Source organism: Streptomyces sp. NPDC101227 (assembly GCF_044767545.1).
In the GTDB taxonomy this organism is placed as follows: Bacteria; Actinomycetota; Actinomycetes; order Streptomycetales; family Streptomycetaceae; genus Streptomyces.
On the sequence record NZ_JBIWOD010000019.1, the window covers coordinates 123,576 to 146,867 of the forward strand.

The following is a 23,292-nucleotide window of genomic DNA, read 5'->3' on the forward strand; positions in this document are numbered from 1 at the left end:
CCGGTCCCCACGGACCGGCCGCGCACCCGCTCGTACGAAGGGGTGACCCGATGCCCCATCCGGCCCCGCCCCGCCCCGCCGCTCGACCCCTCCCACCCACCGCTGACGTGTCGCCCCGGTCGCCACCCGCCCCATCTGCCAAGGTGGTCGGAGCCGTCAATCATGTGATGGGCCCACGATCGCCTGCCGACGCGGAGGGTGGAGGTACGGATGCAGCGGACCGCCCCGGATCCGGCCCCGGACCCGCCGGTGGGCCTCCCGGTGCTCCCGGACCTCGCCGCGTACCTCTCCGCGGCCGCCGGCCGCAGTGAACCGGAACCCCCCGGCGGCTCCCCGACGCTGCGCACCGCCGCCTGCGGCTACTGGCAACGCCGCGGCCTGGACACCGACCCCGGCCGTGCGCTCGCCGCCCCCGGCGCACCGGCCCTGCTCCTGGCGCTGTACGCCGCGGCCGACGGCGCGGTGGTGCTGCCGCGGCCCTGCTCCGAGTGGTACGCACCGCCCGCCCGGCTGCTCGGCCGTCCCGTGCACTTCGCGCCCGTCCCGGCCGAATCGGGCGGCATGCCCGACCCGTTCGCGCTGCTGGAGACCGTCCGCCGGGCCCGGATGCACGGCGCGGAGCCGCGCATCCTCGTGCTGTCCGTCGCCGATGACCCGACCGGCACCTGCCCGGCGCCCGAGCAACTGCACGAGGTGTGCGAGGCGGCGGCGGGGGAGGGACTGTGGATCATCAGCGACGAGTCGCACCGCGATCTGCTGCACGATCCCCATGACACCGTGGTGCTCAGCCCCGCCGAGATGCTGCCCGACGAGGTCGTGGTGCTCACCGATCTGCGCGCCACCCTCGCACCCGCCTCCTGGCCCGCGGCGCTCGCCCGCTTCCCGGATACGGAACGGGGCGCCGCACTCCACGCGGCGGCCCTGGAAACGCTGGCCGCGTTGCGCGCCCCGCTCGCCGGCCCCCTCGCCTGCGCCCTCGCGCACGCCCTCGGCGAACCCGGCCCCGTCCGCACCAGAACCGCCGCCACCGCCCGGCTGCACGCCACGCTGACCGCCGCCCTCCACGGCACCCTCACCGCGGCCGGCGCGGTCTGCCGCCCGCCGCACTCCGGCAGCCACCTGTACGCCGACCTCGAGCCGCTGCGGCGTGCTCTGGTGACCCATGGCATCGGTGAACCCGGCGCGCTGGAACGGGAGTTGGCGCCCTGGTCGGCCCGTGGCGGACACCGTTTCGGGGACGATCCGGGGGCGTTGCGGGTACGGCTGGGCTCCGAGGCGCTGCTGGGCGCCGACCGGGAGCTGTGCGGGCGCGCCCTGGAGGCGCCCGATCCCCTCGAACTGCCCCCCGTCGCCGATTCGTTGACCGCCTTGTCGCGTGCGCTGGCCGCGCTCACGGCCCCGGCGGACGGCTGATCCGCCCGGCGCCCCTCCGGTCGTCCCCGTTCGCCCCGTTCGCCCCGTCCGCCTCCTGGCCGTCCCCCACGCGTCCCCCGAATGGAGCCCCCTCGATGACCGAACAGACCGAGCGCTCGGTCGCCGAAGCCCGCGCCGCCACCGCGCCCACCTCAGCCGCTCCGCCGGTCACCCCCGACGCCGCTCCGCCCGTCACCCCGGATGCCGCTCCGCCCGTCACGCCCGTCGCACCCCACGCCGCCCCCGCCCTCCCGCACACCACGCCTGACCTCCCGCCCGCCACCCCGCCACCACTCGTCGAGCCGCGCCCCCTGGCAGCGCCCCGGACCTGGCCCAGGGACTTCACCGACCGGCTGACCGCGCCGCTGCCCGGCGTCCGCGCGCTGGCCCGGATCGCCCGGGAGGGCAAACTGCGCCCGGTACCCGAATCGCTGCGGGAGATCCAGGAACTCCCCTTCGAGCCGGGCCCGATGCCCGCCGCCGGTCCCGCCACCATCGCCCTCACCTGGGCCGGACACGCCAGCTGGGTGATCCGGATCGGCGGACTGACCGTACTCACCGATCCCGTCTGGTCCCGCAAGATCCTCGGCACCCCCGCCCGGGTCACCCCCGTAGGCGTCCGCTGGGAGGACCTGCCGGCCATCGACGCGGTCGTCATCAGCCACAACCACTACGACCACCTGGACGCCCCGACCCTCAAACGGCTGCCGCGCCACACCCCGCTGCTGCTCCCCGCCGGGCTGGCGCCCTGGGCCCGCCGCCGCGGCTTCACCCACGTCACCGACCTCGACTGGTGGGAGGCCGTCGAGCTGCCCGCCGCCGACGGCGCCGTACGCTTCGACTTCGTACCCGCCCACCACTGGAGCAAGCGCACCCTGACCGACACCTGCCGCACCCTGTGGGGCGGCTGGATGCTCACCGCGCCCGACGGGCGGCGGCTGCACTTCGCGGGGGACACCGGCTACGGCCACTGGTTCGAGGAGATCGGCCACCGCTACCCCGGTATCGACCTGGCGATGCTGCCCATCGGCGCCTACGACCCGCGCTGGATGCTGCGCCCCGTGCACACCGACCCGGAAGAGGCCGTACGGGCCTGCCAGGACCTGGGCGCGCGGGCGCTGGCGCCGATGCACTGGTCCACCTTCCTGCTCTCCGCCGAACGGCCGATGGAACCGCTGCACCGGGTGCGCGCCGCCTGGGCCGCCACCGGCCGCCCCCGCGAGGACCTGTGGGATCTGCCGGTCGGGGCGTCCCGCGTACTCGACATGCCGGGAGCCGATGGGCCGGCGCAGCCCGTAGGGGCACTCGACGACGAGCGCTGACGCCCCACCGCCGCGCACACCCGCGGAGAAGGAACTGCGGCGCCCGGCACGCCCCTCCGAAGGTTCTCCGTCCACGGCCCACCCTTCGCCGGACAATAATCGCCGATTTTGGTACGGGGGCCGGGTCGCCGACGATATTCCCGCCCGGCAATCCCGGGTGCGCAGCGCACGACGAGAGGCCCACCACGCCATGCACGACCGGCACACCCGCCGCTTCGGTCTGGGAACCGCCACCGCCCTGGTGATGGGCAACATCATCGGCGGCGGCATCTTCCTCCTCCCGGCCTCGGTCGCCCCGTTCGGCACCGTCAGCCTGCTCGCCTTCGGCGTGCTGACCGTCGGAGCCGTCGCCCTCGCCCTGGTCTTCGGCCGGCTGGCCCAGCGCCATCCGGACACCGGAGGGCCCTATGTCTACGCCCGCGAGGCGTTCGGCGACTTCGCGGGCTTCCTCTCCGCCTGGTCGTACTGGACCATGACCTGGGTCAGCAACGCGGCCCTCGCCGTCGCCGCCGTCGGCTACGTCCACGTCCTCTTCCCCGGCCATGCGTCGGGCGGCACCGACCTCGCCGTCGCGCTCGGCGCGCTCTGGCTCCCGGCCCTCGCCAACTTCGCCGGTACCCGCTATGTGGGCGCCGTCCAGCTGATCTCCACCGTGCTCAAGTTCATCCCGCTCCTCTTCATCGCCGTCGCCGGGCTGTTCTTCTTCGACCCGGGCAACCTCGGCGCGTTCCACGAGGGCGGCGGCAGCGCGGTCGGCGGGCTGTCCGCGGCGGCCGCGATCCTCCTCTACAGCTATGTGGGCGTGGAGTCCGCCGCGATGAGCGCGGGCGAGGTCCGCGACCCGGAGCGCAACGTCGGCCGGGCCACCGTCCTGGGCACCGTCGGCGCCGCCGTCGTCTACCTCCTGGGCACCCTCGCCGTCTTCGGCACCGTCGCGCACACCGAGCTGGTGCACTCCACGGCGCCGTTCTCCGACGCGGTGAACGCGATGTTCGGTGGCCACTGGGGCGGCACGGTCATCGCCGCCGCGGCCGTCATCTCCATCCTCGGCGCCCTCAACGGCTGGACGCTGATGAGCGCCCAGTCCCCGTACGCCGCCGCCAAGGACGGTCTCTTCCCCGCGCCCTTCCTGACCAAGCGGCGCGGCGTCCCGACCGTCGGTGTGCTCGCCGCCGCTCTGCTGGCCAGCGCCCTGACCGTGATCAACTACCTCACCGGCGCCGGCGGCGTCTTCGAGATCCTGGTCCTGATCACCACCTTCTCGGCCACCGTCCCCTACCTCCTCGCGGCCGGCGCGCAGATCTACTTCCTGTTGTCCGGCCGCCGCGACAAGGTCCGCCCGGCCCGCTTCGCCCGCGATCTGACGCTCGCGCTGGTGGCGTTCGGGTTCACGTTCTGGCTGGTGGCCGGGGCCGGTTACGCCGCGATCTACCAGGGCGTACTGTTCCTCTTCGCGGGGATTCTGGTGTACGCGGTGATGGCGGCGCGACGGGCCGGGCGCGGGCGCGGTGGCGAGGCGGCGGCGGACGCGGGGGCGGGCGCCGCGGGGGCCGACGTCCCGGCGGCCGCTTCTGCCGAGGCGCGGTAGCCGGTCCCGTCGCCGTCCCGCCCGCTACGGAACGCGCAGCGGCTCGCCGACCCGGTGCAGATGACGCAGCGCCTCCCCGTACGACGCGAGGAGTCCCGTCTCGTGATACGGGACGCCGATCTCGGCGCAGTACCCCCGCACGATCACCTGGGCGCGGCGGAGATGCGGGGTCGGCAGGTGCGGGAAGAGGTGGTGCTCGATCTGGTAGTTGAGGCCGCCGAGCAGCACATCGGTGAACCGGCCGCCGCGGACATTGCGCGAGGTGAGCACCTGACGGCGCAGGAAGTCCGGCCGGTCATCGCCCGTCAGCGTCGGCATGCCCTTGTGGTTGGGCGCGAAGGTGCAGCCCAAGTAGACGCCGAACAGCGCCTGGTGGAGGAAGAGGAACGCCAGCGCCTTACCGGGGGAAAGGACCAGGAAAAGTGCCCCGAGATACAGCGCCAGGTGCGCCGTCAGCAGTCCGGCCTCCATACCCCGGCGCTTGATCGCGGGTGACCAAAGCGCCCGTAGGCTCGACACATGGAGGTTGAACCCCTCCAGCGTGAGCAGCGGAAAGAACAGCCACGCCTGGTGGCGGCCCATGAAGCGGGGCAGTCCCGTGGCGGCCCGCGCCTGGTCCTGCGACCAGACCAGGATGTCGGGCGAGACGTCCGGGTCCAGCTCTTCGTGGTTGGGGTTGGCGTGGTGGCGGGTGTGTTTGTTCATCCACCAGCCGTACGACATCCCGACGCCGAGATTGCCGAACAGCCGGCCGCCGATCTCGCTCGGGCGCCGCTTCCGGAACACCTGCCGATGCGCCACGTCGTGCGTCACGAGCGCGATCTGCCCGAAGACGAAGGCCAGTACGGCGGCGACGGCCAGCTGCCACCAGCTGTCGCCGAGGACGAGGAACGCCGCCCAGGACCCGACGAACGCCGCGGTCACGAGCGAGAGCCGGACCGCGTAATAGCCGGGCCGGCGGGCGAACAGCCCGGCCTCCGCCATGCGGCGGGACAGCCGGGCGAAGTCGCTGCCGGAAACCGTGACCGGGGCAGCCGGGACGGCGGAGGGGACGGGGGGCTGGAGGCTGGTCGTCATACGGCCGAGTCTTCTGGCGGGGGAGGGCCGCCAACAGCCGGTTCGCCCCCCGGACGGGTGGGGGGTTTACCGGGGGTTCTTCCGGGGGGTGAGCGCACCCTTGCCCCTCACCGGCAATCAGTGTTGCCACTTCCGGGAAGCGCGCGGTGCAATGGACGGTGTGGAGCACTCACCCGCCATCACCCGCGCCCTGACCGAAGTCGGCCCCCGCCTCAAACGCCTGCGCACCGAGCGCGCCGTGACGCTCGCGGCGCTCTCCGAGGCCACCGGCATCTCCAAGAGCACCCTGTCCCGACTGGAAACCGGCCAACGCCGCCCCAGCCTGGAACTCCTGCTCCCCATCGCCCAGGCCCACCAGGTCCCCCTGGACGAATTGGTCGGCGCCCCCGAGGTAGGCGATCCCCGCGTCCGGCTCAAGCCCAAGCACCGGAACGGCACCACCGTGCTGCCCCTGACCCGGCAGCCCGGCCCGCTCCAGACCTTCAAAATGGTGCTCCCGGCCACGCGCAGCACACCGGAGCCCTGCACCCACGAGGGCTACGAATGGCTCTTCGTCCTCTCCGGACGGCTGCGCCTGATCCTCGCCGACCACGACCTGGTCCTCGAGCCGGGCGAGGCCGCCGAGTTCGACACCCGCCTGCCGCACTGGTTCGGCACCACCGGCGACGGCCCCGTCGAACTCCTCAGCCTCTTCGGCAGCCAGGGCGAGCGCATGCACGTACGCGCCAAACCCCACCCCCGGAAAACCCCCGACCGCTGACCCGCCGGCGCCCCGGCGAGACGGGTGCTCGCGCGGCAGGCGGAGCTGCTCTGGAGTGAGTCCTCGTGGCCCCCGTACAGCTGGTTCGGAAGATCTCGTGACCGGGTGAGGCGTGACCTGGCAGGATCCTTACCCACGCGTTCTTGGCGCGTTCCTGAGCTGTCCCCGCTACTCCCCGGCGGTCACCTCCCGACCGGGCACGCGAGGGGCACGGTCCAACTGCTCCTGTGCGGAGGTTCCGTGAAGTTCGCAGACTGGGCACCGATCCTCGTGGCCTTCATCACGGTCGCGGGAGGAGTCGTTCAGGCCCGTCGTAAGCGGCCCATGACCAGGGAGATCGTTAAACAGGACGCTGAGCTGCTGGCCCTGCTCCCCGAGGACAGCGAGGCGAAGCGGATCCTGGCGGCGCACATTGACGCAACCGTGCGCAAGATCGTGGAGGGGGAGGACGAGCGAACGCGTGATCTCAGCGGCGTTCTCTTCTGGGCCAGTTTCCTGGCCCTTGCGGTCTTCCTGGTGGTGGTTGCCGCGGACCGTGGCGGGTACTGGTGGTTGCTGTGCCTCCCTGCCGCCGTCGCCTGGCTGCTGGGAGCCCCCGCGGTGTTGCAGGATGCCTCTCTCCGGCGTCGCGACGCCGGAGGAAGACCGGTGTAGTTCCCATGTCGGCCTCGGTCATGTGACCTGCGAAGCGAGCCTCTTGCTCCATTACCTGGCACGTAATCGCGCCCCGCGCCGCCGCACGCCAGAGTGAGGGCATCGGTTCACCGGCCGGCGCACTCCGGCCGGTGAACCGGTATCCGAAACCGACGGAACCCAACAAGGAGCGCGGCGATATGACCACCCAGCTTCAGCAGCAGAACCAGCAGAACCAGCAGAACCAGCAGAACCAGCAGAACCAGCAGGACCAGAAGAACCGGCCCGGCCAGGAGACGGACGACCGCTACGCGGCCGCCGTCGCCCGGTACTTCGTGGCGTGGAACGCCGCCGACGACGCGGCTCTCGAGGAGGCCGTCGCCGCCGCGTTCACGGATGACGCGGCCTACACCGACCCGCTGGCCGATGTCGCCGGCCACGAAGGGCTCATCGGCCTGATCGCCGGGGCGCACGCGCAGTTCCCCGGGTTCGCTTTCCGGTTGCTGGGCGGAGCGGACGGGCACCACGACCTGGCGCGGTTCGGGTGGGAGCTGGTGGGTCCTGACGGGGCGGCGCCGGTGGCCGGGTTCGATGTGGTGCGGCTGGCTGAGGACGGGCGGATCCGGTCGGTGAGCGGCTTCCTCGACCGGGTGCCGTCCTCGGCGGCATGACGCTCGGGGCGTCCCGTCAGGGAGCCATCGTGCGCAGCAGGGCGACCGTCTCCGGGTCGGCGGGGAGGAAGGTCTCCACCGCCAGCTCGGAGACGGTCACATCCATCGGGGTGTTGAAGGTGGCGATGGTGGAGATGAAGGACAGCACCGCGCCCTCGTGCTCGATCATCATGGGCAGCGCGAAGGGCGGGTGTTCGCCGAAGGACGCCACCTCCCGTCCGCCGGCGGGCAGCGGATACTCCCGTACCTCGTCGTAGAGCGCCCGGAGCGGCGCGGACCTCATCAGCGCCAACTGCCGTTCCATCTGGGCGAAGAGGTGGCCGCGCCACTCCAGGAAGTTGCGGATGCGGGGCGCCAGACCGCCCGGGTGCAGGGTGATCCGCATGGCGTTGAGCGGCGGCCGCAGCAGGGATTCGTCGACGCCCGCCAGCAGCATGGTGATGCCCCGGTTCGCGGCCTGGACGTTGTACGTACCGTCCACCACCAGCGCGGGGAAAGGCTCGTAGCCGGTCAGCAGCCGTTCCATGCCCGCGCGCAGGGCCGCCATCGAGGGATCGTCCAGCGGCGTTTCGGGGAAGGTCGGCGCGTAACCCGCCGCGATCAGCAGGGCGTTGCGCTCCCGTACGGGGACGTCGAGGTGGTCGGCGAGGCGCAGCACCATCTCCTGGCTGGGGCGGGAGCGGCCGGTCTCGATGAAGCTGATGTGCCGGGCGGAGGAGTCGGCGCGCAGGGCAAGGTCCAGCTGGCTTATCTTGCGGCGGTCGCGCCATTCGCGCAGTAGCGTCCCCACCCCCGTGGTCTTCGGCGGGAGCATCGCGGCAGTCGTCATGGGAGGGACGGTAGCCGACCCGCGCCGCCCCGTCCGGCGAGGGCCCGGCACCCGGCGCTACCCGACGGTAGGGGTCGCGCCGGGCCACCGCCGTGCCAGGCTGGAACTGCCACAGTGGCGATCCGGCAGTGCATACGGTGAAGGGGTGAACGCCATGAGTGCCCAGGTGGAACCGCTCAGCGAGAAGGAGATCGAGGACCGCCTCGCGGAACTGCCCGGCTGGTCCGTCGAGGGGGAGCTGCTGCACCGCCGCTACGCCTTCGACGGCCATCTGCCGGCCGCCGTGATGGTCATCCACATCGCCCAGATCCAGGAGGAGCTGGGCCACCACGCCGATCTGAAACTCGGCTACAACCGGCTGACCGTCTCGGTGAACACCCACAGCATCGGCGGCCGGATCACCCACCTCGACTTCGGGCTCGCCCGGCGCATCGAGGCGATCGCCGCCGCCCACGGCGCCCGCTGAGCGCCCCGCCGCGATCAGGTGTGCTTGGGCACCTTCACATAGCGGCCCGCGCGGACCAGCTCCACATTGAACTGGGCACCGCACAGCAGCGACAGATGCGAGAACCACAACCAGACCAGGAACACCAGCGGGCCCGCGAGCGATCCGTAGAGGCGGTTGAAGGTCCCGACGTACGACACATAGGCCGAGAAGCCCGCCGACGACACCAGCCACAGCATGATCGCCACGATGCCGCCGGGGGCCGCCCGCCGCACGCCGCGTGAACTCGGCGGACCGGAGCGGAACAGCACCATCGCCAGCACGGCGGCCAGCAGCAACAACAGGGGCCACTTCAGCAGGTTCCAGGTGGCCTCGCCCGCCTCGCCCAGCCCGAGCGCACGGCCGAGGGCGCGCGCGATCGGGCCGCTCACCAGCAGCGCCACCGCACTGCTGATCAGCAACGCCATGAGCAGCAGCGCGGTCGCCAGGATGCGCGGTGCCTTGCGCCACGGCGGCCGGTCGTCCTTCGTCCGGTGCATGGCGTGCAGCGCCCGGCGGAACACCGCGAGATAGCTGCACGAGGACCACAGCGCGCTGACCAGCGCGCCGCCCACCACCACCCAGGCGGCGGTGCGCTGATGGGCCATGACGATCAGCGCATGACGCACGGCCGTACCGGAGCCGGCCGGAGCGATGGAGCTGATCTGATTGATGAGCTGCACGGTGGCCGAGGGGTCGGCGAGGCCGATCAGCGACACGGTGACGATGATCGACGGGAGCAGCGCCAGCACCGAGTAGTACGTCAGGCTGGCCGCCCAGTCCGTGACGTCGTCATGCCAGACGGCGAGCGGGGTCCGGCGCAGCGCGGTACGGCACTGGGCCCAGGTCGGCAGCGCCGTGCGGGCCGGTGCGGCGGCGGGCGGCGTGGGGGTGACGGGCGGCGCGGACTCAGCGCACACGGCGGCCTCCCGGTGTCGCGATCCGCGTCCGCGCGCGGCGCACAGCGCTCCCGCACATGTCTCTTCCGTCCTCTCTGCCGGTTCTGCCGGTTCACTCGCTCCGGCCGGTCGTGGCCGGATGCCCGGGCCCGCATCATCTCCCGACTCGGCGGCCCCTCCCTGCCATGTGTTCCCCCGCATGACGCGGCTACTGCTACTCCAGCCCCCGCCCCCTCCGGAACCGCGCCATGCCCTCCGCCCAGTCGACCACCGGCTCCGGATAGTCGTACGCGGCCCGCTCGGGCCCGGACAGCCGCCACGGCCGGTGCACCGCCGGGCCCGCGAGGCCGGCCAGCTCCGGGACCCAGCGCCGTACATAGTCGCCCCGTGGATCGAACCGCCGGGCCTGGACCATGGGGTTCAGCACCCGGTTGTACCGGGAGTCCGTACCGGTGCCCGCCACCCACTGCCAGTTGAGCTGGTTGTTGGCCAGATCGCCGTCCACCAGCAGATCGAGGAAGTGGCGGGCGCCGATCCGCCAGTCCGCATACAGCGTCTTCGTCAGGAAGCTCGCCACCAGCATCCGGGCGCGGTTGTGCATCCAGCCCTCATGCAGCAGCTGCCGCATCGCCGCATCGACCACCGGATATCCGGTGCGGCCCTCCTGCCACGCCGTCACCTCCGCCTCGTCGTACCGCCAACGGTCTCCCCGGTCGCGGTAGTTGGCGAAGGCCGCTTCGGGGCGGGCGGCGAGGACCTGGTGGTGGAAGTCCCGCCAGGCCAGCTGCCGTACGAAGGCCTGAGCGCCGGCGTCCGCGCGGCGCGCCGCCCCGGCCGCCACTTCCACCGGTGACAGGCAGCCGAAGTGCAGATACGGGGAGAGGCGCGAGGTGGCATCGCCGGGCAGGTCGTCCTGGCGGTCCGCATAGTCGGCCAGGCCCGACCGCCGCCAGGCCGCGAGGCGGCGCCGGCCGGCCCGTTCGCCGCCGTCCGGCAGGCCCGGCGACGGCCGCCCGCCGGGGCACAGCAGCCGCGCCGACGGCACCTTCTGAGAACGCACCCCCTCCGGCACCGGTACGGCGCGCGGCGCGGCCCGCACCGCCCGGAGCCCCTCCGCCTGCCACCGCCGGAAGTACGGCGCGAAGACCGTGAAGTGGTCCTTCCCGGGCCCGGAACCGCTGGGGGTCACCGCACCCGGCGGCAGCGCCGTGATCACCGCGTCATGCACCACCAGCGCACGGCGGTCCCCAGCCAGTGCCTCGGCCAGCCGACGCTCCCGCCGCAGCGCATAGCCGCTGACCCCGGCGGCGACATGGACCTCCCCGGCCCCGGCCTCCGCGGCCACCCGGCAGGTTTCCAGGACCACATCACCCGTACGGATGACCAGACGGCCGCCGCGCTCCCGCAGCCCCGCGTCGAGATCGGCCAGGCAGTCGGCGAGGAAGGCCGCCCGGTTGGGCGCCGGGAACCCGGCGTCCGCGATGCCGGAGTCCACGACGAACAGGGGAATCACCCGCGGCGCGGCGCGCAGCGCCGCGGCCAGCACCGGCTGGTCGTGCAGCCGCAGATCGGAGGTGAACAGACAGATCGCTACATCCATGCCCCAGCCCTACACGGCGTCAGACGAAGGACAGGCTCCGCCACGGCGACGCCGGATCCTGGGTGAGGACGCGATGGAGGTGCAGGGCCTCGGCGTACTGCGGCCCGAACCAGCCGTTGTCGTACGCCAGCATGCGGCCCAGCGCGTAGCCCGCGGCGAACTCCTCCCACGAGCCGTACACCTCCCTGGCCCGCGCGCCGGCCTGGAGCACGGCCTGCTCGGCCTGCTGCGGTGTGCACAGCCGCGCGCTCAGGCCCCGGCGGACGAGGTGCACCGCGTGGGCGTGGTCCAGGGCCAGGACGGAGACCACCTGGCCACCGGGCGGCAGCAGCCCGTCGGCACGGAAGCGTTCCTCGTAGCGGGTGACGAGTTCGGGGAGTTCGGGGCGTCCGGGGAGGTCAGTGGCCGTCGGCGCGGCCTCGGCGTCGTCCGGGTCCGGCCCGTCCGCCGGCTGCCCCTCGCCCGCACCGGCCCGTGCGCGCAGCGCCGCCTCCGTCTCCGCGGGGACGAACTGCCCGCCGAGCAGCTGGTCGAGGCGCTGCTGCCAGCTCGCCGGGTCGGTCACCGACCACTGCTCGCGCAGCGTCGCGGCGTCCGCGGCGTGGTCGAGGAAGACGGTGCCGAGCTCGTTCCACGGGACGCTGTGGTGCACGGCGAGGGGTGCGCCGCAGGCCAGGCCCTGTGCGAGCGGGCCGTGCAGGGGCCCGCCGTAGTGCGTGGCCAGCAGCCCGCCGGGCCGTACGCCGAAGTGTGCGCGGATCTGCATCCAGGTGGCGCGGTGGGCGGGGGCCGCGGCCAGATAGGCGGCGGACGGGGTCCCGGGATTGACGGCCAGCCGCCATTTGTCGTTCGGCCAGTCCTGCGCCAGTTCCTCGAGCGACACCCGGTCGAAGAACTGCTGCGGCTGCCAGGGCGGCAGCATGCCGCGCGTCAGGACGGGGATGCACTTGCCGCCCGCCGCGGGATCGTCGTACACCGGCAGCGGGTCCTGACCCGGCTGCGGCGCCGCCAGGTACAGATCCTCGCCGGCGATCGCCGCGATCTGCCCGTTCCAGTCGCCCCGCGCCGTCGCTTCACACAGTCGCCGCTCCGTATCGGTCGGCGGCATCCATCCCGCAGTAACCACGCGCCCGACCCTACGGCGAGCCGGTGATCCGGCGGGAGCCGGGGTTGCCGAACCGGCAACGACGGTTGCCCGGGAACGTTCCGTATCGGAGGCTCGACCGCATGAACAATCACGAGCATGCGGAACACGGCCGGACCCACCCCGGACACGGGCACCGGCACGCGCACGGCCACGACGCCCCGATGGACTGGGAGGTGCTCGGCCCGTACCTCGAAAGCGGCGCCGAGGTGCACACGCCGGTCTACGAGCAGGTGGCGGGGTGGCTGCGCGAGCTGTTCCCGGGCGCCGGTGCGGCCGGCCCCGGCACGGTGCGCCGGGTGCTCGACATCGGCAGCGGGCCGGGCGTCGCCACCTGCGTCCTGGCCCGTGCCTTCCCCGCCGCGGAGGTGGTGGCGGTGGACCCGACCGCGGCCCTCCTGGAGCGCGCCCGCGCCCGCGCCGACCGCCTCGGCCTGGGCGGCCGCGTCCACACGCATGTCGCCGAGGTCCCCGACGGGCTGGACGCGCTCGGCGGGGCCGACCTCATCTGGTCCAGCAATGCGCTGCACCACGTCGGCGACCAGCGGGGCGCGGTGGCCGCTCTCGCCGGGCATCTGCGGCCCGGCGGCCTGCTCGCCATCGCCGAGGGCGGCCTGGCCCCGCGCTTCCTGCCGCGCGACATCGGCATCGGCCGCCCGGGGCTGCAGTCCCGCCTCGACGCGCTCGGCGAGGAATGGTTCACGCAGATGCGTTCGGCGCTGCCGGGCGCCGAGGACGCCATCGAGGACTGGCCCGCCTTCCTCGCCGACGCCGGTCTGCGCACCCCCGTCACCCGCAGCTTCCTCCTGGACCTGCCGGCCCCGCTGTCCGGCGCCGCCCGCGATTACGCCCTGTCCAGGCTCACCCGTGCCATGGAGGCCTACGGCGACCAGCTGGACGAGGAGGATCTGACCACCCTCGCCCGGCTCGGCGACCCGCACGACGCGGCCGGTCTGGCCCGCCGCCCGGACGCGTTCCTGCTCGCGGCCCAGACGGTGCACACTGCCCGCGCGCAGTAACGAGGCCGCCTACGCGGCCAGTTGGGCGGTGGCGGTGACCAGCCACCCCGTGCCGCGCAGCCGCACCCCGCCCCCGTCGGCGTCCTCGTGCCCGCGCAGGACGTCGGTGAGGGCGGCGCGGGCGCGGTCCCGTACCTCCGGTGCGACCTGGCTGGTCAGATGGCGCCCGGGTCCGGAGTCCAGCAGCAGCGCGGCCGCGTCGTCGGCGTCGCGGCCCCAAGTTCCGTAGCCCGTCGCGTGGTCCGTGGTGATGTCCGTGAATCCGGCGGCGGACAGCACGTCATGGATGCGCCGCGGGTCCGCGAGGGAGAACATCCCGGCGCTGCCCGGGACACCGAAATCCCCGAGGGGCAGATACGTGCGCAGCCCGGTCACAGCCCCCAGCCACTCGTTGCCCTCGGGCCCCGCGCCGCAGATGAACGCCATCCGGCCGCCGGGGCGCAGCGCGCGGCGGAGGTGCGCGAAGGCGGCGACCGGGTCGGCGAAGAACATCACCCCGAAGCGGCTGATCACGACGTCGAAGGCGTTCGCGGGGAGGGGGTGGGTCTGCGCGTCGCCCCGCTCGAAGGCCACATTGGCGAGCCGCTCCTCGGTCGTGGACGCACGGGCGCGCTCCAGCATGGGGCCGGACAGGTCGAGACCGACGGCCCGTCCGTCGACGGCCCGGCGCGCGGCGAGCCGGGTCGTACGCCCGGACCCGCAGCCCACGTCGAGGACGTGGTCCCGTGCCCCGATCGCGGCCGCGGCGAACAGGGCTTCGTCGAAGCCCGCGTTCACCGCGTCCCACCGGTCCTGATGGCGGGCCCAGTGGGCGCCCTCGTAACCGTTCCACGCCTTCTCCTGGTCGGTGTTGGCGATTCGCCGCATGCCGGACGACCTCCTGTGGGCGCGGGGGGCCGCGCCTAGTATGGGCAAGTGCCCAAACAGTATGGGCGCATGCCCAAACTGGCAATCCCCGCCCGGCGCAACGCTGTTCGGACGTGATGGGATGGGGGCGCCGGCCCGTACGAGGAAAGAGGTCCCAGGTCAGATGACACCGCGTGGAGTGGCGATCCCCGATGTCCGCGAGCGGCTGTTCGCCGCCGCCGAGCGGGTCCTGGCGCGGGAGGGCCCGGGGGGCCTGACCGGGCGGGCGATCACCGGTGAGGCGGGCTGCGCCAAGGGGCTGCTGAACGTCCACTTCGCCGGGCTGGACGAGTTCATCGCCGAGCTCTGTCTGGACCGGTTCGGACGCACCGCCCGGACGGCCGGGGAACTCCCCGCGCGGGCGGGCCGGGGCACCATCGCCGAGAACCTCGTCGCCGTCGCGCGCGTACTGCTGGACTCCGTGGGCCCCACGGTCGCGACCCTCGCCCTCACCCGCCCCGCCGCCTTCCTGCGCGTACGCCAGGCGCTGGAGACCGGGGCGCCGGGCTTCGCGGCCATCGAGGAGGCGATCGCCGCCTACCTGCGCGCCGAACAGCGGCTGGGGCGCCTGGCGGACGGCGCCGACACCGGCACGGTCGCGCTCGCGCTCGTCGGCACGGTCCACCATCTGCTGATGACCAGCTGGTCCGGCGCACCGGACCCGCGAGCGCAGGCGGAGCGGCTGGTCGCCATGCTGATCGCCAACGCCAACGCCAACGCCAACGCCAACGGCAGTGGCAGTGGAAGTGGCAGTGGCAGTGGCAGTGGCAGTGAGGCTGACGGTGAGGGCGCCGGCTTGGTGTGACGGCGGTCAACTCCCGTTCATCGGCTTCGGGTTGATCACGGCGAAGGGCGCGCCCTGCGGGTCCTGCACGACGGCCATCCGCCCGGCGACCATGTCGAACGGCGGCTTGAGCGTCGACCCGCCGCCCTCCTGGAGCTTGGCGACCGTCTCGTCGGTGTCCGCCACCGAGAAGTACGTCAGCCAGTGGGAGGGGGTGCCCGCGGGGACGCCCTCGGGCATCGACTGCAGGCCGCCCACCGGGCGTCCGTTCACGCTGAGTGCGAAGTAGCCCTCGGCGCCTTCCAGGGGCTCGGTCCGGATACCGAGGGTCGTCTCGTAGAAGGCGGCAGCGGCGTCCCGGTCGGTGGTGTTGATTTCGTTCCAGATCACGGCGCCGTGCTCGTTGACGATGCCGGCGCCGGGGAAATCACGCGGCTGCCAGACGCCGAACACGGCTCCGGTGGGGTCGGCGGCGATGAACATCCGGCCGATGGTCATCACGTCCATGGCGGGCATCAGCACCATGCCGCCCGCCGAACCGACCGCCTGCTCGGTGGCGTCGGCGTCGGGGGACGTGAGGTAGGTGGTCCACACCGTCGGGGGCGCGGGCTGGCCGCCCATCGGGATCGCGGCCATGATTCCGGCCACCGGCTTGTCCTTCAGCAGGCACACGGTGTAGCCGCCGGTCTCGGGTGGCCCGATCTCCCCGGTCCAGCCGAACAGTCCCGAGTAGAAATCGATGGCGGCTTGCTGGTCGGGGGCCGCGAGATCGACCCAGCAGGGTGTTCCGGGTGCGTAGGGAGCGGTGACTTCAGGCATCGTTGCCTCCTCGGAGGGCGTGGACGTGCCCCTGCCGATGAGCGCAGGGGCAACCCGCTCTCCCCACACTTCCCGCCGCCCGCCCGGCCCGCCACTCGGCGGCCGGTCCGCCGCCGCCCCCCCCGCACGGCCCGTGCGCCGCGCCGCCGCCCGGACGGACCGGGCGGCAGCGCGGCGGGTGACGCCTGGAGGGGTGACCGTCAGGCGAACGTGGCCGGGTCCGGGCCGAGGCGGTTGCCCGCGTCGAGACCGGCGAGGGTCTTCATATCGGCGTCGTCCAGCTCGAAGCCGAAGACGTCGATGTTCTCCCGGATCCGGGACGGGGTCACGGACTTGGGGATCACGACGTTGCCGAGCTGGAGGTGCCAGCGCAGCACCACCTGCGCGGGGGTCCTGCCGTGCTTCTCGGCGAGAGCGGCGATCGTCGGGTCCTCGAGGAGCCCGCGGCCCTGGCCCAGCGGCGACCAGGCCTCGGTCGCGATGTGGTGCCGGGCGTGCGCGGCGCGCGACTCGGCCTGCTGGAACTGCGGGTGCAGCTCGATCTGGTTGACGACCGGGACGACGGAGGTCTCGCCCAGCAGCCGCTCCAGGTGGGCGGGCAGGAAGTTGGAGACGCCGATGGCCTTGGCGCGCCCGTCCGCGTAGATCTTCTCGAAGGCCTTGTAGGTCTCGATGTACGTGCCTTCGGAGGGCAGCGGCCAGTGGATCAGATACAGATCCACGTACTCCAGGCCCAGCTTGGCCAGGGAGGCGTCGAAGGCGCGCAGGGCGGAGTCATGGCCGTGGTCGGAGTTCCACAGCTTCGTCGTGACGAAGAGCTCGTCGCGCGGGATGCCGGAGGCGGCGAGGGCCTTGCCCGTGCCGTGTTCGTTGCCGTAGATCGCGGCGGTGTCGATGCTGCGGTAGCCCGCTTCGAGGGCTTGGCCGACGGCGGCGGCCGCCTCGTCGTCCGGGACCTGCCAGACGCCGTAACCGAGCTGGGGCATCGCGATGCCGTTGTTGAGCGTGATGGACGGAACCTTGCTCACGGGGGATTCGATCCTTACATCGGTCGACTGCGTGGTAACGCGTTTGTGCGCTTGTGCGTGTTCCTGTGGGAATACGCACCGGAATGTTCAACGAACATCCACTGTCGAACATTCCCGCCGGGGCAGACGCGAGGGGGAGATCTCGGGCCGGACCGATGAGCCGGGCCGAGGGGAGCCGACACGCGTCCCGGACGTCAGCTCGGCGAGGGTGAAGGCGCCCGCGCAGAGCAGCACCAGCCCGGTGAACAGCTCCGCGGCGCCGACGAGCGCCGGCAGGCCGCCCGGCGCCGGGGAGACACCCGTGGTGAGATCACCGGCCAGCGTCCGCGTCACCCACAGGCAGCCACCACAGCCGAAGACCACCGCGCTGCCGACCCAGGCCAGCGCCAGCGGCACCCGTACCCGCAGCCCGGCGAGCGGCGCCCGGCGGGGCAGCAGGCGGGGAAAGAGCAGCAGCAGGACCCCGAGCGCGCCGGCCAGCGAGAGCAAGCCCTGTACGCAGTCGGAGGTGTAGGTCACGGCCGTGCGGGCGTCCGCCTCGGCCGCGGTGACGCCCAGTGTGGAGCCGGTGCCCCACAGGAGCTGGACGACCGCGAGGACGGCGGTCAGCACGGCGGCGGGCAGCGCCAGGATCCGCTGCACGGCGCGCGTACCGGTATCCGGAAGGTCGCGCAGCGGGCGGCACAGCAGGCCGCCCCAGCGCCGGTGCGCGTACACCGCGAACGCGCCGAAGAGCGCGAGGCCTTCGACGATGAAGCCGCCGTAGACGACGCCGAACACCCATGGCTCGAGGAAGTCGCCGCGGGCCATCGGGTGCGGGCCGTCGACGAACGGCGCGGCGAGGAGGCTGCCGGGGACGCCCAGCATGAGCGGGATGAGCAGGCCGGATGCCATCCACAGAGGGAAGGCCAGCAGCCACGCCGGGGTACGGAGCCCGCGCGGGCGGGTGAGGGTGTGCGCCACCAGGGCGGCGATGGCGTCCAGGAGGAAGGTGAAGGCATTGGCCGCGAGCCAGGAGGCATGGTCGATGCGCCCGGTGTCGACGACGCCGATGTCCATGCCCAGTACCCACAGCAGCTTCAGGGTGAGGTACGGGGCGCAGGCGGCGACCGCGATCCGGCCGAGCAGGGTGAGGCGGCGGGTGTTCATGCGCCGGAGTCTGCCGACCCGCGCCCCGGCGGACGTCAGGCCCGGGGACGATCGGCCTCCGCCGCGCGGCGGAGGCCGGGTCACCGCGCCATGGGGCCGTCACGCCCGGTAGAGCGCGTCCACCTCGGCCGAGTACGCCGTCTCGATCGCCTTCCGCTTCAGCTTCAGGGACGGCGTCAGCAGCCCGTGCTCCTCGCTGAACTGGTTGGCCAGTATCCGGAAGGTACGGATCGACTCGGCCTGCGAGACCAGCGTGTTGGCGGCGACCACCGCACGCCGGATCTCGGTCTCCAGATCCGGGTCGCGTACCAGGTCGCCCGCCGGCATCTCCGGTTTGCCGCGCATGGTCAGCCAGTGCGCGACCGCCTCCGGGTCCAGCGTCACCAGGGCGGCGATGAACGGCCGGTCATTGCCGACCACGATGCACTGGGCGACCAGCGGATGCGCCCGCACCCGCTCCTCCAGCGGCACCGGCGAGACCGTCTTGCCGCCGGAGGTGACCAGGATTTCCTTCTTGCGGCCGGTGATCGTCAGATAGCCGTCCTCGTCCACGGCGCCCAGGTCGCCGGTGGAGAACCAGCCGTCGTTGAGCACCAGATCGGTCGACTTCGGGTCGTTGTGGTAACCCTGGAAGATCTGGCCGCCGTAGAGCCAGATCTCGCCGTCCTCCGCCAGATGCACGGTCGTACCGGGGACGGGCACGCCGACGGTGCCGAAGCGGGTCCGCTCGGGCGGGTTCGCGGTGGCGGCCGCGGTGCTCTCCGTCAGGCCGTAGCCCTCGTAGATGATCACTCCCGCGCCGGCGAAGAACAGCCCGAGCCGGCGCTCCATCGCCGAGCCGCCCGACATGGCGTGCCGCACCCGGCCACCCATGGCGTCCCGGACCTTGCTGTAGACCAGCTTGTCGAAGATCGAGTGCTGCATCCGCAGCGCGGCGCTGGGCCCGGAGCCGGTGCCGAACGCCTTGTTCTCCTGCGCCTCGGCATAGCGGATCGCGATCTCGACGGCCTTGTCGAAGGGGCCGACCTTGCCGTCCGCCTCGGCCTTGCGCCGGGCCGCGGCGAAGACCTTCTCGAAGATGTAGGGCACCGCGAGGATGAACGTGGGCCGGAAGGTCTGCAGGTCGGGCAGGAGCGCACGGGCCGCGAGCTCGGGCTGGTGCGCCAGCTTGACCCGGCCGCGGACGGCCGCGACCTGCACCATCCGCCCGAAGACATGGGCGAGGGGGAGGAAGAGCAGCGTGGCCGCCTCTTCGCCCGCCTTGGATTTGAAGACCCGCTCATAGCGCAGCACGATGTTGTCGGACTCGGCCATGAAGTTGGCGTGCGTGATCACGCAGCCCTTGGGGCGGCCCGTGGTGCCCGAGGTGTAGATGATCGTCGCGGTGGCGTCGGGGGTGACGGCCATCCGGTGGCGGTGCACGACATCGTCCTCGATATGCGCACCGGCCGCGGTCAGCTCCGCCACCGGGTCGGCATCCAGCTGCCACAGCTTGCGCAGGTGCGGCAGCCGGTCGATGACCGAACCGATGGTCATCGCATGGTCCTCGTGCTCGACCAGGCAGGCCGTGACGTTGGCGTTGTGCAGCATCCAGAAGACCTGCTCGGCCGACGACGTCGGATACAGCGGAACGGACTGGGCGCCGACGGACCACAGCGCGAAGTCGAAAAGGGTCCACTCATAGCGCGTACGCGACATGATGCCGACCCGGTCACCGAACCGGACGCCCTGGGCCAGCAGACCCTTGGCAAGCGCGATGACCTCGTCCCGGAACTGTGCCGCGGAGACGTTCTGCCAGTGCCCCTCGTCGTCCTTGCGCGTCAGCGCGACGCGTCCGGGGTCACTATCGGCATTGTCGTAGACGGAATCCGCAAGCCCACCGACCCGCGGTGCGGTTGCCAAAGGGGGGACGGTGAACTCGCGCAATGACCCAGCCCTTCGTGGTGCTCCTCACAGGGCCGAGACCGTACCCCAAGGCGACGATGTCCGGGAGGGCGGTACCACGGCGCGGACCGGCGTGCACGGGAAATGGCCAAGGTCAGAATTCGGGTTACTTCGGGTAAGCGCGGACATGATCCGGCCAATTCGCCTCCGGACTATCACCACGCCGGGACTGTTTCTGCACGAAATCTCTGCATGCGGCGCCCGCGTCCCGTGTGCCTATGGCATGTGCAGCCGGTCGCCGCCCACCAGGATCGCGTCGGCCAATGCATCGGCCGGACCCCGCGCCGCACGTGAGCGCCGCCCGTGCAGCAGGACGAAATCCACTCCGCCGAGCTCCGGCAGCCCCGCGCGCGACGAAATACGCACCAGGCCTGGCGGAATCATGCCCATGGTGTGCGCCATAACGCCCAGTCCGGCCCGAGTTGCGGCGATAAGACCGTTCAGGCTGCCGCTGGTGCAGGCGATCCGCCACTCGCGGCCCTGGCGCTCCAGCGCCTCCAGCGCACGGGCGCGGGTCACCGCGGGCGGCGGGTAGACGACCAGCGGCACCGGCCGCTGCGGGTCCAGCCGCAGCCGCTCGGTGCCCACCCACACCAGCCGATCGCGCCACACCAGTCGCCCGCGCGACTCCTCCGGGCCCCGCTTGGCCAGTACGAGATCGAGCCGGCCGGCCGCCAGCCGCTCGTGCAGCGTCTCCGACAGCTCGACCGTCAGCTCCAGATCGACCTCGGGGTGCTCGCGCCGGAACCCCTCGAGCACCTCCGGCATCCTGGTCAGCACGAAATCCTCCGAGGCCCCGAACCGCAGCCGGCCGCGCAGCCGCGTCCCCGCGAAGAAGCTCGCGGCCCGCTCGTTGGCCTCCAGGATCGTGCGCGCGAACCCGAGCATCGCCTCGCCGTCCTCGGTCAGCTCCACGGCGTGCGTGTCCCGGACGAACAGCCGCCGCCCGGCGGCATCCTCCAGCTTCCGTACGTGCTGGCTCACCGTCGACTGCCGCAGCCCGAGGCGGTGCGCGGCCTGAGTGAAGCTCAGCGTCTGCGCCACGGTGAGAAAGGTGCGCAGCTGCGCGGGTTCGAACATGGCCTTCATCGTCCGTCGCCTCCCCGTCGTCCGTGTGGTGCGTCCACCCCATGCCGTCCCGACCGCCGACGTCGCGGGCTCGTGATCGCAGCCCGCGATGAACCCTGCCGATCGGCCCGTGATGACCGGGCCGTGATGATCGCAGTTCGTGATGGCAGTCACCACGGTAAGAGGGGTTCCCGATTGCCGCTCGAAAAGGCACGCTGGCCAGGGCACCGTCCGTGCCCGCGCCCCACGCATCGCCGAACCACCCGAAGAGAGACCATGCGCCGCCCTTTGTTCGCCCTGCCCTCCTGGCTGCCCGTGGACGGATACATCCTGGCTCTGGTGGGGACCGTCGGCCTGGCGGCGCTGCTGCCCGCGAGCGGAGTGGCCGCCACCCTCACGGACGGCGCCTCCACCGGAGCCATCGCCCTGCTGTTCTTCCTTTACGGCGCCCGGCTCTCCACCCGCGAGGCGATGGCGGGCCTGCGCCACTGGCGGCTCCACCTCACCGTCCTGGCCTGCACCTTCGCGATCTTCCCACTGCTCGGGCTGGCCGCCCGCGCGCTGGTCCCCGCCGTCCTGCCGCCGACCCTGTACACCGGGCTGCTGTTCCTGTGCCTGGTGCCGTCCACGATCCAGTCCTCGATCGCCTTCACCTCCATGGCACGCGGCAATGTGGCGGCGGCGATCTGCGCCGGGTCGTTCTCCAGCCTCATCGGCATCGTCGTCACCCCGCTGCTGGCCGGCCTCGTGCTGCACGGCAACGGGGGCGGCGGCTTCTCGGCCGACTCGCTGCTCTCCATCGTCTGCCAGCTGCTGCTCCCCTTCGTCGCCGGTCAGCTGCTGCGCCGCTGGGTCGGGGGGTTCCTCACCCGCCACAAGAAGGTCCTCGGCTATGTGGACCGCGGCTCGATACTGCTCGTCGTCTACACCGCCTTCAGCGCCGGCATGGTCCAGGGCATCTGGCACCAGGTCTCGCCGCTGCGTCTGTTGTGCCTGCTGGGCGTGGAGGCCGTACTGCTGGCACTGATGCTGACCGGCACCTGGCACGGCTCCCGGCAGCTCGGCTTCGACCGCCGGGAGCGGATCGCGATCACCTTCGCCGGGTCGAAGAAGAGCCTGGCGGCCGGTCTGCCGATGGCCAGCGTGCTCTTCGGGGCGCAGGCCGGGCTGGCGGTGCTGCCGCTGATGCTGTTCCACCAGATGCAGTTGATGGTGTGCGCGGTGCTGGCGAAGCGGTTCGCGGCGCGGGCGGACGCGGATGCGGAGGCCACGGACACGGTCACGGGGACGGGCACGGACATGCCCGAGGTCGCGGAGGCCGGGGCGGCGGCGCCGATCGTCGCGGGCGGACCGCTGCGCTAGGAGGCGTCGTACCAGGGCCTGCCCGCCGCCCAGTGCCGTACCCAGCCCGCGAAGCCCGGTTCCCCGGCGGTGTGGCCGAACGGCGCTCCGAAGGGGGCCGCACCCTCCCCGCATATGAGCCAGATGTGGCCGCGGTGTGCGCCGCTGACGATCAGATGCCAGTACATGCCGCAGCCGTCCGTCCCGAGGACCACCGAACCGTGGTTGAAGACCGCTGCCACCAGCGGATCGATCTCTCCCCCAGCTAACGCCGGGGGGACCCCCACAGCAGGCCGTGGATCGTCCTCCCACAGCCAGGCCTCCGTCAGCGGGAACGGAGCGTCCAGGGCGCGGTCGGCCGGCTTGCCCGACCAGTCCCCGGGGAGGGCCGCCAGAGGCACGAGGCCGTAGTCCGGCGGGCCCTCCGGGCACCCGTCGGCGATGTCCGCGACGAAGGTGCGGTACGGCTCGGGGAGGGTGATGCGGTGCTCGGCCTCGAAGGCGCGCACGGCCGCCCGGCCCAGCGGGGGCGAACCCCCGCCGGGCGCGCAGGCGGCCCGCAGCGCCTCGAGGCAGTCGACGTCGGCGGGTCGTTCCGGTTGCTCGAGGCGCTCCGGTTGCTCCGGTCGTTCGGGCCGTACGGACTGTTCCGGCCGTGCGGACTGTTCGGGCCGTGCGGACTGTTCGGGTCGTAGGGGCTGTTCTGACCGTAGGGACCGGTCGGTTCGTACGGACCGTTCGGGCTGCGCGGGTGCCATGACTCAGTGGTACCAGCGCCCACTGACAACGGCCCGGGCCGGCGACCGGCGCAGCC

Annotated in this window: 21 protein-coding genes and 1 pseudogene; 10 read left to right on the forward strand and 12 right to left on the reverse strand. The window is 72.5% G+C overall.

Annotation, left to right across the window (positions count from 1 at the left end; genetic code table 11):
* Window positions 1-210 precede the first annotated feature (210 nt).
* The 3 genes from ACIRPT_RS33455 to ACIRPT_RS33465 all read left to right on the forward strand — a co-directional run bounded on the left by ACIRPT_RS33455 (window position 211) and on the right by ACIRPT_RS33465 (window position 4,323).
* The gene (locus ACIRPT_RS33455) at window positions 211-1,413 is read left to right on the forward strand and encodes an aminotransferase class I/II-fold pyridoxal phosphate-dependent enzyme (RefSeq protein ID WP_403834090.1); all 1,203 of its coding nucleotides are present in this window, start codon (window positions 211-213) and stop codon (window positions 1,411-1,413) included.
* 95 nt (window positions 1,414-1,508) lie between these two features.
* The gene (locus tag ACIRPT_RS33460; protein WP_403834092.1) at window positions 1,509-2,735 is read left to right on the forward strand and encodes an MBL fold metallo-hydrolase; all 1,227 of its coding nucleotides are present in this window, start codon (window positions 1,509-1,511) and stop codon (window positions 2,733-2,735) included.
* Between the two features lie 190 nt (window positions 2,736-2,925).
* Window positions 2,926-4,323, forward strand: coding sequence for an amino acid permease (locus ACIRPT_RS33465; protein ID WP_403834095.1), 1,398 nt, complete (start codon window positions 2,926-2,928; stop codon window positions 4,321-4,323).
* 24 nt (window positions 4,324-4,347) lie between these two features.
* Here ACIRPT_RS33465 and ACIRPT_RS33470 read toward each other — a convergent pair whose 3' ends face one another.
* On the reverse strand, window positions 4,348-5,400 hold the full coding sequence (locus ACIRPT_RS33470) for a fatty acid desaturase family protein (protein WP_403834098.1): 1,053 nt from the start codon (window positions 5,398-5,400) through the stop codon (window positions 4,348-4,350).
* Window positions 5,401-5,551: 151 nt separating this feature from the next.
* Between ACIRPT_RS33470 and ACIRPT_RS33475 the strand changes: the two genes are divergently transcribed.
* The 3 genes from ACIRPT_RS33475 to ACIRPT_RS33485 all read left to right on the forward strand — a co-directional run bounded on the left by ACIRPT_RS33475 (window position 5,552) and on the right by ACIRPT_RS33485 (window position 7,464).
* A complete protein-coding gene (locus ACIRPT_RS33475; protein ID WP_403497529.1) occupies window positions 5,552-6,160 on the forward strand; it encodes a helix-turn-helix domain-containing protein in 609 nt (202 codons plus the stop codon).
* 240 nt (window positions 6,161-6,400) lie between these two features.
* Window positions 6,401-6,814 (forward strand): hypothetical protein, encoded by a 414-nt coding sequence (locus ACIRPT_RS33480; RefSeq protein ID WP_403834100.1) that lies wholly within the window; start codon window positions 6,401-6,403, stop codon window positions 6,812-6,814.
* Between the two features lie 179 nt (window positions 6,815-6,993).
* The gene (locus tag ACIRPT_RS33485) at window positions 6,994-7,464 is read left to right on the forward strand and encodes a nuclear transport factor 2 family protein (protein ID WP_403834103.1); all 471 of its coding nucleotides are present in this window, start codon (window positions 6,994-6,996) and stop codon (window positions 7,462-7,464) included.
* Between the two features lie 16 nt (window positions 7,465-7,480).
* Here ACIRPT_RS33485 and ACIRPT_RS33490 read toward each other — a convergent pair whose 3' ends face one another.
* Window positions 7,481-8,293: a helix-turn-helix domain-containing protein gene (locus ACIRPT_RS33490; protein WP_403497537.1), complete on the reverse strand. Its 813-nt coding sequence runs from the start codon at window positions 8,291-8,293 to the stop codon at window positions 7,481-7,483.
* Window positions 8,294-8,447: 154 nt separating this feature from the next.
* On the opposite strand from ACIRPT_RS33490, the gene ACIRPT_RS33495 reads away from it, so the two are divergent.
* A complete protein-coding gene (locus ACIRPT_RS33495; protein WP_403834105.1) occupies window positions 8,448-8,759 on the forward strand; it encodes a 4a-hydroxytetrahydrobiopterin dehydratase in 312 nt (103 codons plus the stop codon).
* A 14-nt stretch (window positions 8,760-8,773) separates the two neighbouring features.
* Here ACIRPT_RS33495 and ACIRPT_RS33500 read toward each other — a convergent pair whose 3' ends face one another.
* The 3 genes from ACIRPT_RS33500 to ACIRPT_RS33510 all read right to left on the reverse strand — a co-directional run bounded on the left by ACIRPT_RS33500 (window position 8,774) and on the right by ACIRPT_RS33510 (window position 12,384).
* Complete coding sequence (locus tag ACIRPT_RS33500) at window positions 8,774-9,697, reverse strand: YihY/virulence factor BrkB family protein (protein WP_403834107.1); 924 nt, start codon at window positions 9,695-9,697, stop codon at window positions 8,774-8,776.
* A gap of 193 nt (window positions 9,698-9,890) precedes the next feature.
* Window positions 9,891-11,276: a cryptochrome/photolyase family protein gene (locus tag ACIRPT_RS33505; protein WP_403834109.1), complete on the reverse strand. Its 1,386-nt coding sequence runs from the start codon at window positions 11,274-11,276 to the stop codon at window positions 9,891-9,893.
* Window positions 11,277-11,295: 19 nt separating this feature from the next.
* Window positions 11,296-12,384 (reverse strand): DUF1266 domain-containing protein, encoded by a 1,089-nt coding sequence (locus ACIRPT_RS33510; protein WP_403834217.1) that lies wholly within the window; start codon window positions 12,382-12,384, stop codon window positions 11,296-11,298.
* Window positions 12,385-12,503: 119 nt separating this feature from the next.
* On the opposite strand from ACIRPT_RS33510, the gene ACIRPT_RS33515 reads away from it, so the two are divergent.
* On the forward strand, window positions 12,504-13,439 hold the full coding sequence (locus ACIRPT_RS33515) for a class I SAM-dependent methyltransferase (protein ID WP_403834111.1): 936 nt from the start codon (window positions 12,504-12,506) through the stop codon (window positions 13,437-13,439).
* 9 nt (window positions 13,440-13,448) lie between these two features.
* Here the strand turns inward: ACIRPT_RS33515 and ACIRPT_RS33520 are convergent, their stop codons facing one another.
* A complete protein-coding gene (locus ACIRPT_RS33520; protein WP_403834113.1) occupies window positions 13,449-14,306 on the reverse strand; it encodes a class I SAM-dependent methyltransferase in 858 nt (285 codons plus the stop codon).
* Window positions 14,307-14,469: 163 nt separating this feature from the next.
* Between ACIRPT_RS33520 and ACIRPT_RS33525 the strand changes: the two are divergent.
* Window positions 14,470-15,045, forward strand: a pseudogene (locus ACIRPT_RS33525) (TetR/AcrR family transcriptional regulator); the annotation flags it as partial.
* A gap of 111 nt (window positions 15,046-15,156) precedes the next feature.
* Here the strand turns inward: ACIRPT_RS33525 and ACIRPT_RS33530 are convergent.
* From ACIRPT_RS33530 to ACIRPT_RS33550, 5 genes are all read right to left on the reverse strand, one after another.
* Window positions 15,157-15,948 carry a VOC family protein gene (locus ACIRPT_RS33530; RefSeq protein WP_403834115.1) on the reverse strand — a complete coding sequence of 264 codons (792 nt, stop codon included), beginning with the start codon at window positions 15,946-15,948 and terminating at the stop codon, window positions 15,157-15,159.
* A gap of 200 nt (window positions 15,949-16,148) precedes the next feature.
* On the reverse strand, window positions 16,149-16,976 hold the full coding sequence (locus ACIRPT_RS33535) for an aldo/keto reductase (protein ID WP_403834118.1): 828 nt from the start codon (window positions 16,974-16,976) through the stop codon (window positions 16,149-16,151).
* Between the two features lie 87 nt (window positions 16,977-17,063).
* Entirely contained in the window at window positions 17,064-18,125 is a 1,062-nt protein-coding gene (locus ACIRPT_RS33540; protein WP_403834120.1) for a hypothetical protein, read from the reverse strand.
* A gap of 99 nt (window positions 18,126-18,224) precedes the next feature.
* Window positions 18,225-20,051, reverse strand: a complete 1,827-nt coding sequence (locus ACIRPT_RS33545) for an AMP-dependent synthetase/ligase (RefSeq protein WP_403834122.1) — start codon at window positions 20,049-20,051, stop codon at window positions 18,225-18,227.
* A 234-nt stretch (window positions 20,052-20,285) separates the two neighbouring features.
* Window positions 20,286-21,149 carry a LysR family transcriptional regulator gene (locus ACIRPT_RS33550; protein ID WP_403834124.1) on the reverse strand — a complete coding sequence of 288 codons (864 nt, stop codon included), beginning with the start codon at window positions 21,147-21,149 and terminating at the stop codon, window positions 20,286-20,288.
* 264 nt (window positions 21,150-21,413) lie between these two features.
* Here ACIRPT_RS33550 and ACIRPT_RS33555 point away from each other — a divergent pair, with 264 nt between their 5' ends.
* Entirely contained in the window at window positions 21,414-22,499 is a 1,086-nt protein-coding gene (locus ACIRPT_RS33555; RefSeq protein WP_403834126.1) for a bile acid:sodium symporter family protein, read from the forward strand.
* Here the strand turns inward: ACIRPT_RS33555 and ACIRPT_RS33560 are convergent.
* Window positions 22,496-23,236 carry an SMI1/KNR4 family protein gene (locus ACIRPT_RS33560; protein ID WP_403834128.1) on the reverse strand — a complete coding sequence of 247 codons (741 nt, stop codon included), beginning with the start codon at window positions 23,234-23,236 and terminating at the stop codon, window positions 22,496-22,498. The two genes, ACIRPT_RS33555 and ACIRPT_RS33560, sit on opposite strands and share 4 nt — an antisense overlap.
* Window positions 23,237-23,292: the final 56 nt, after the last annotated feature.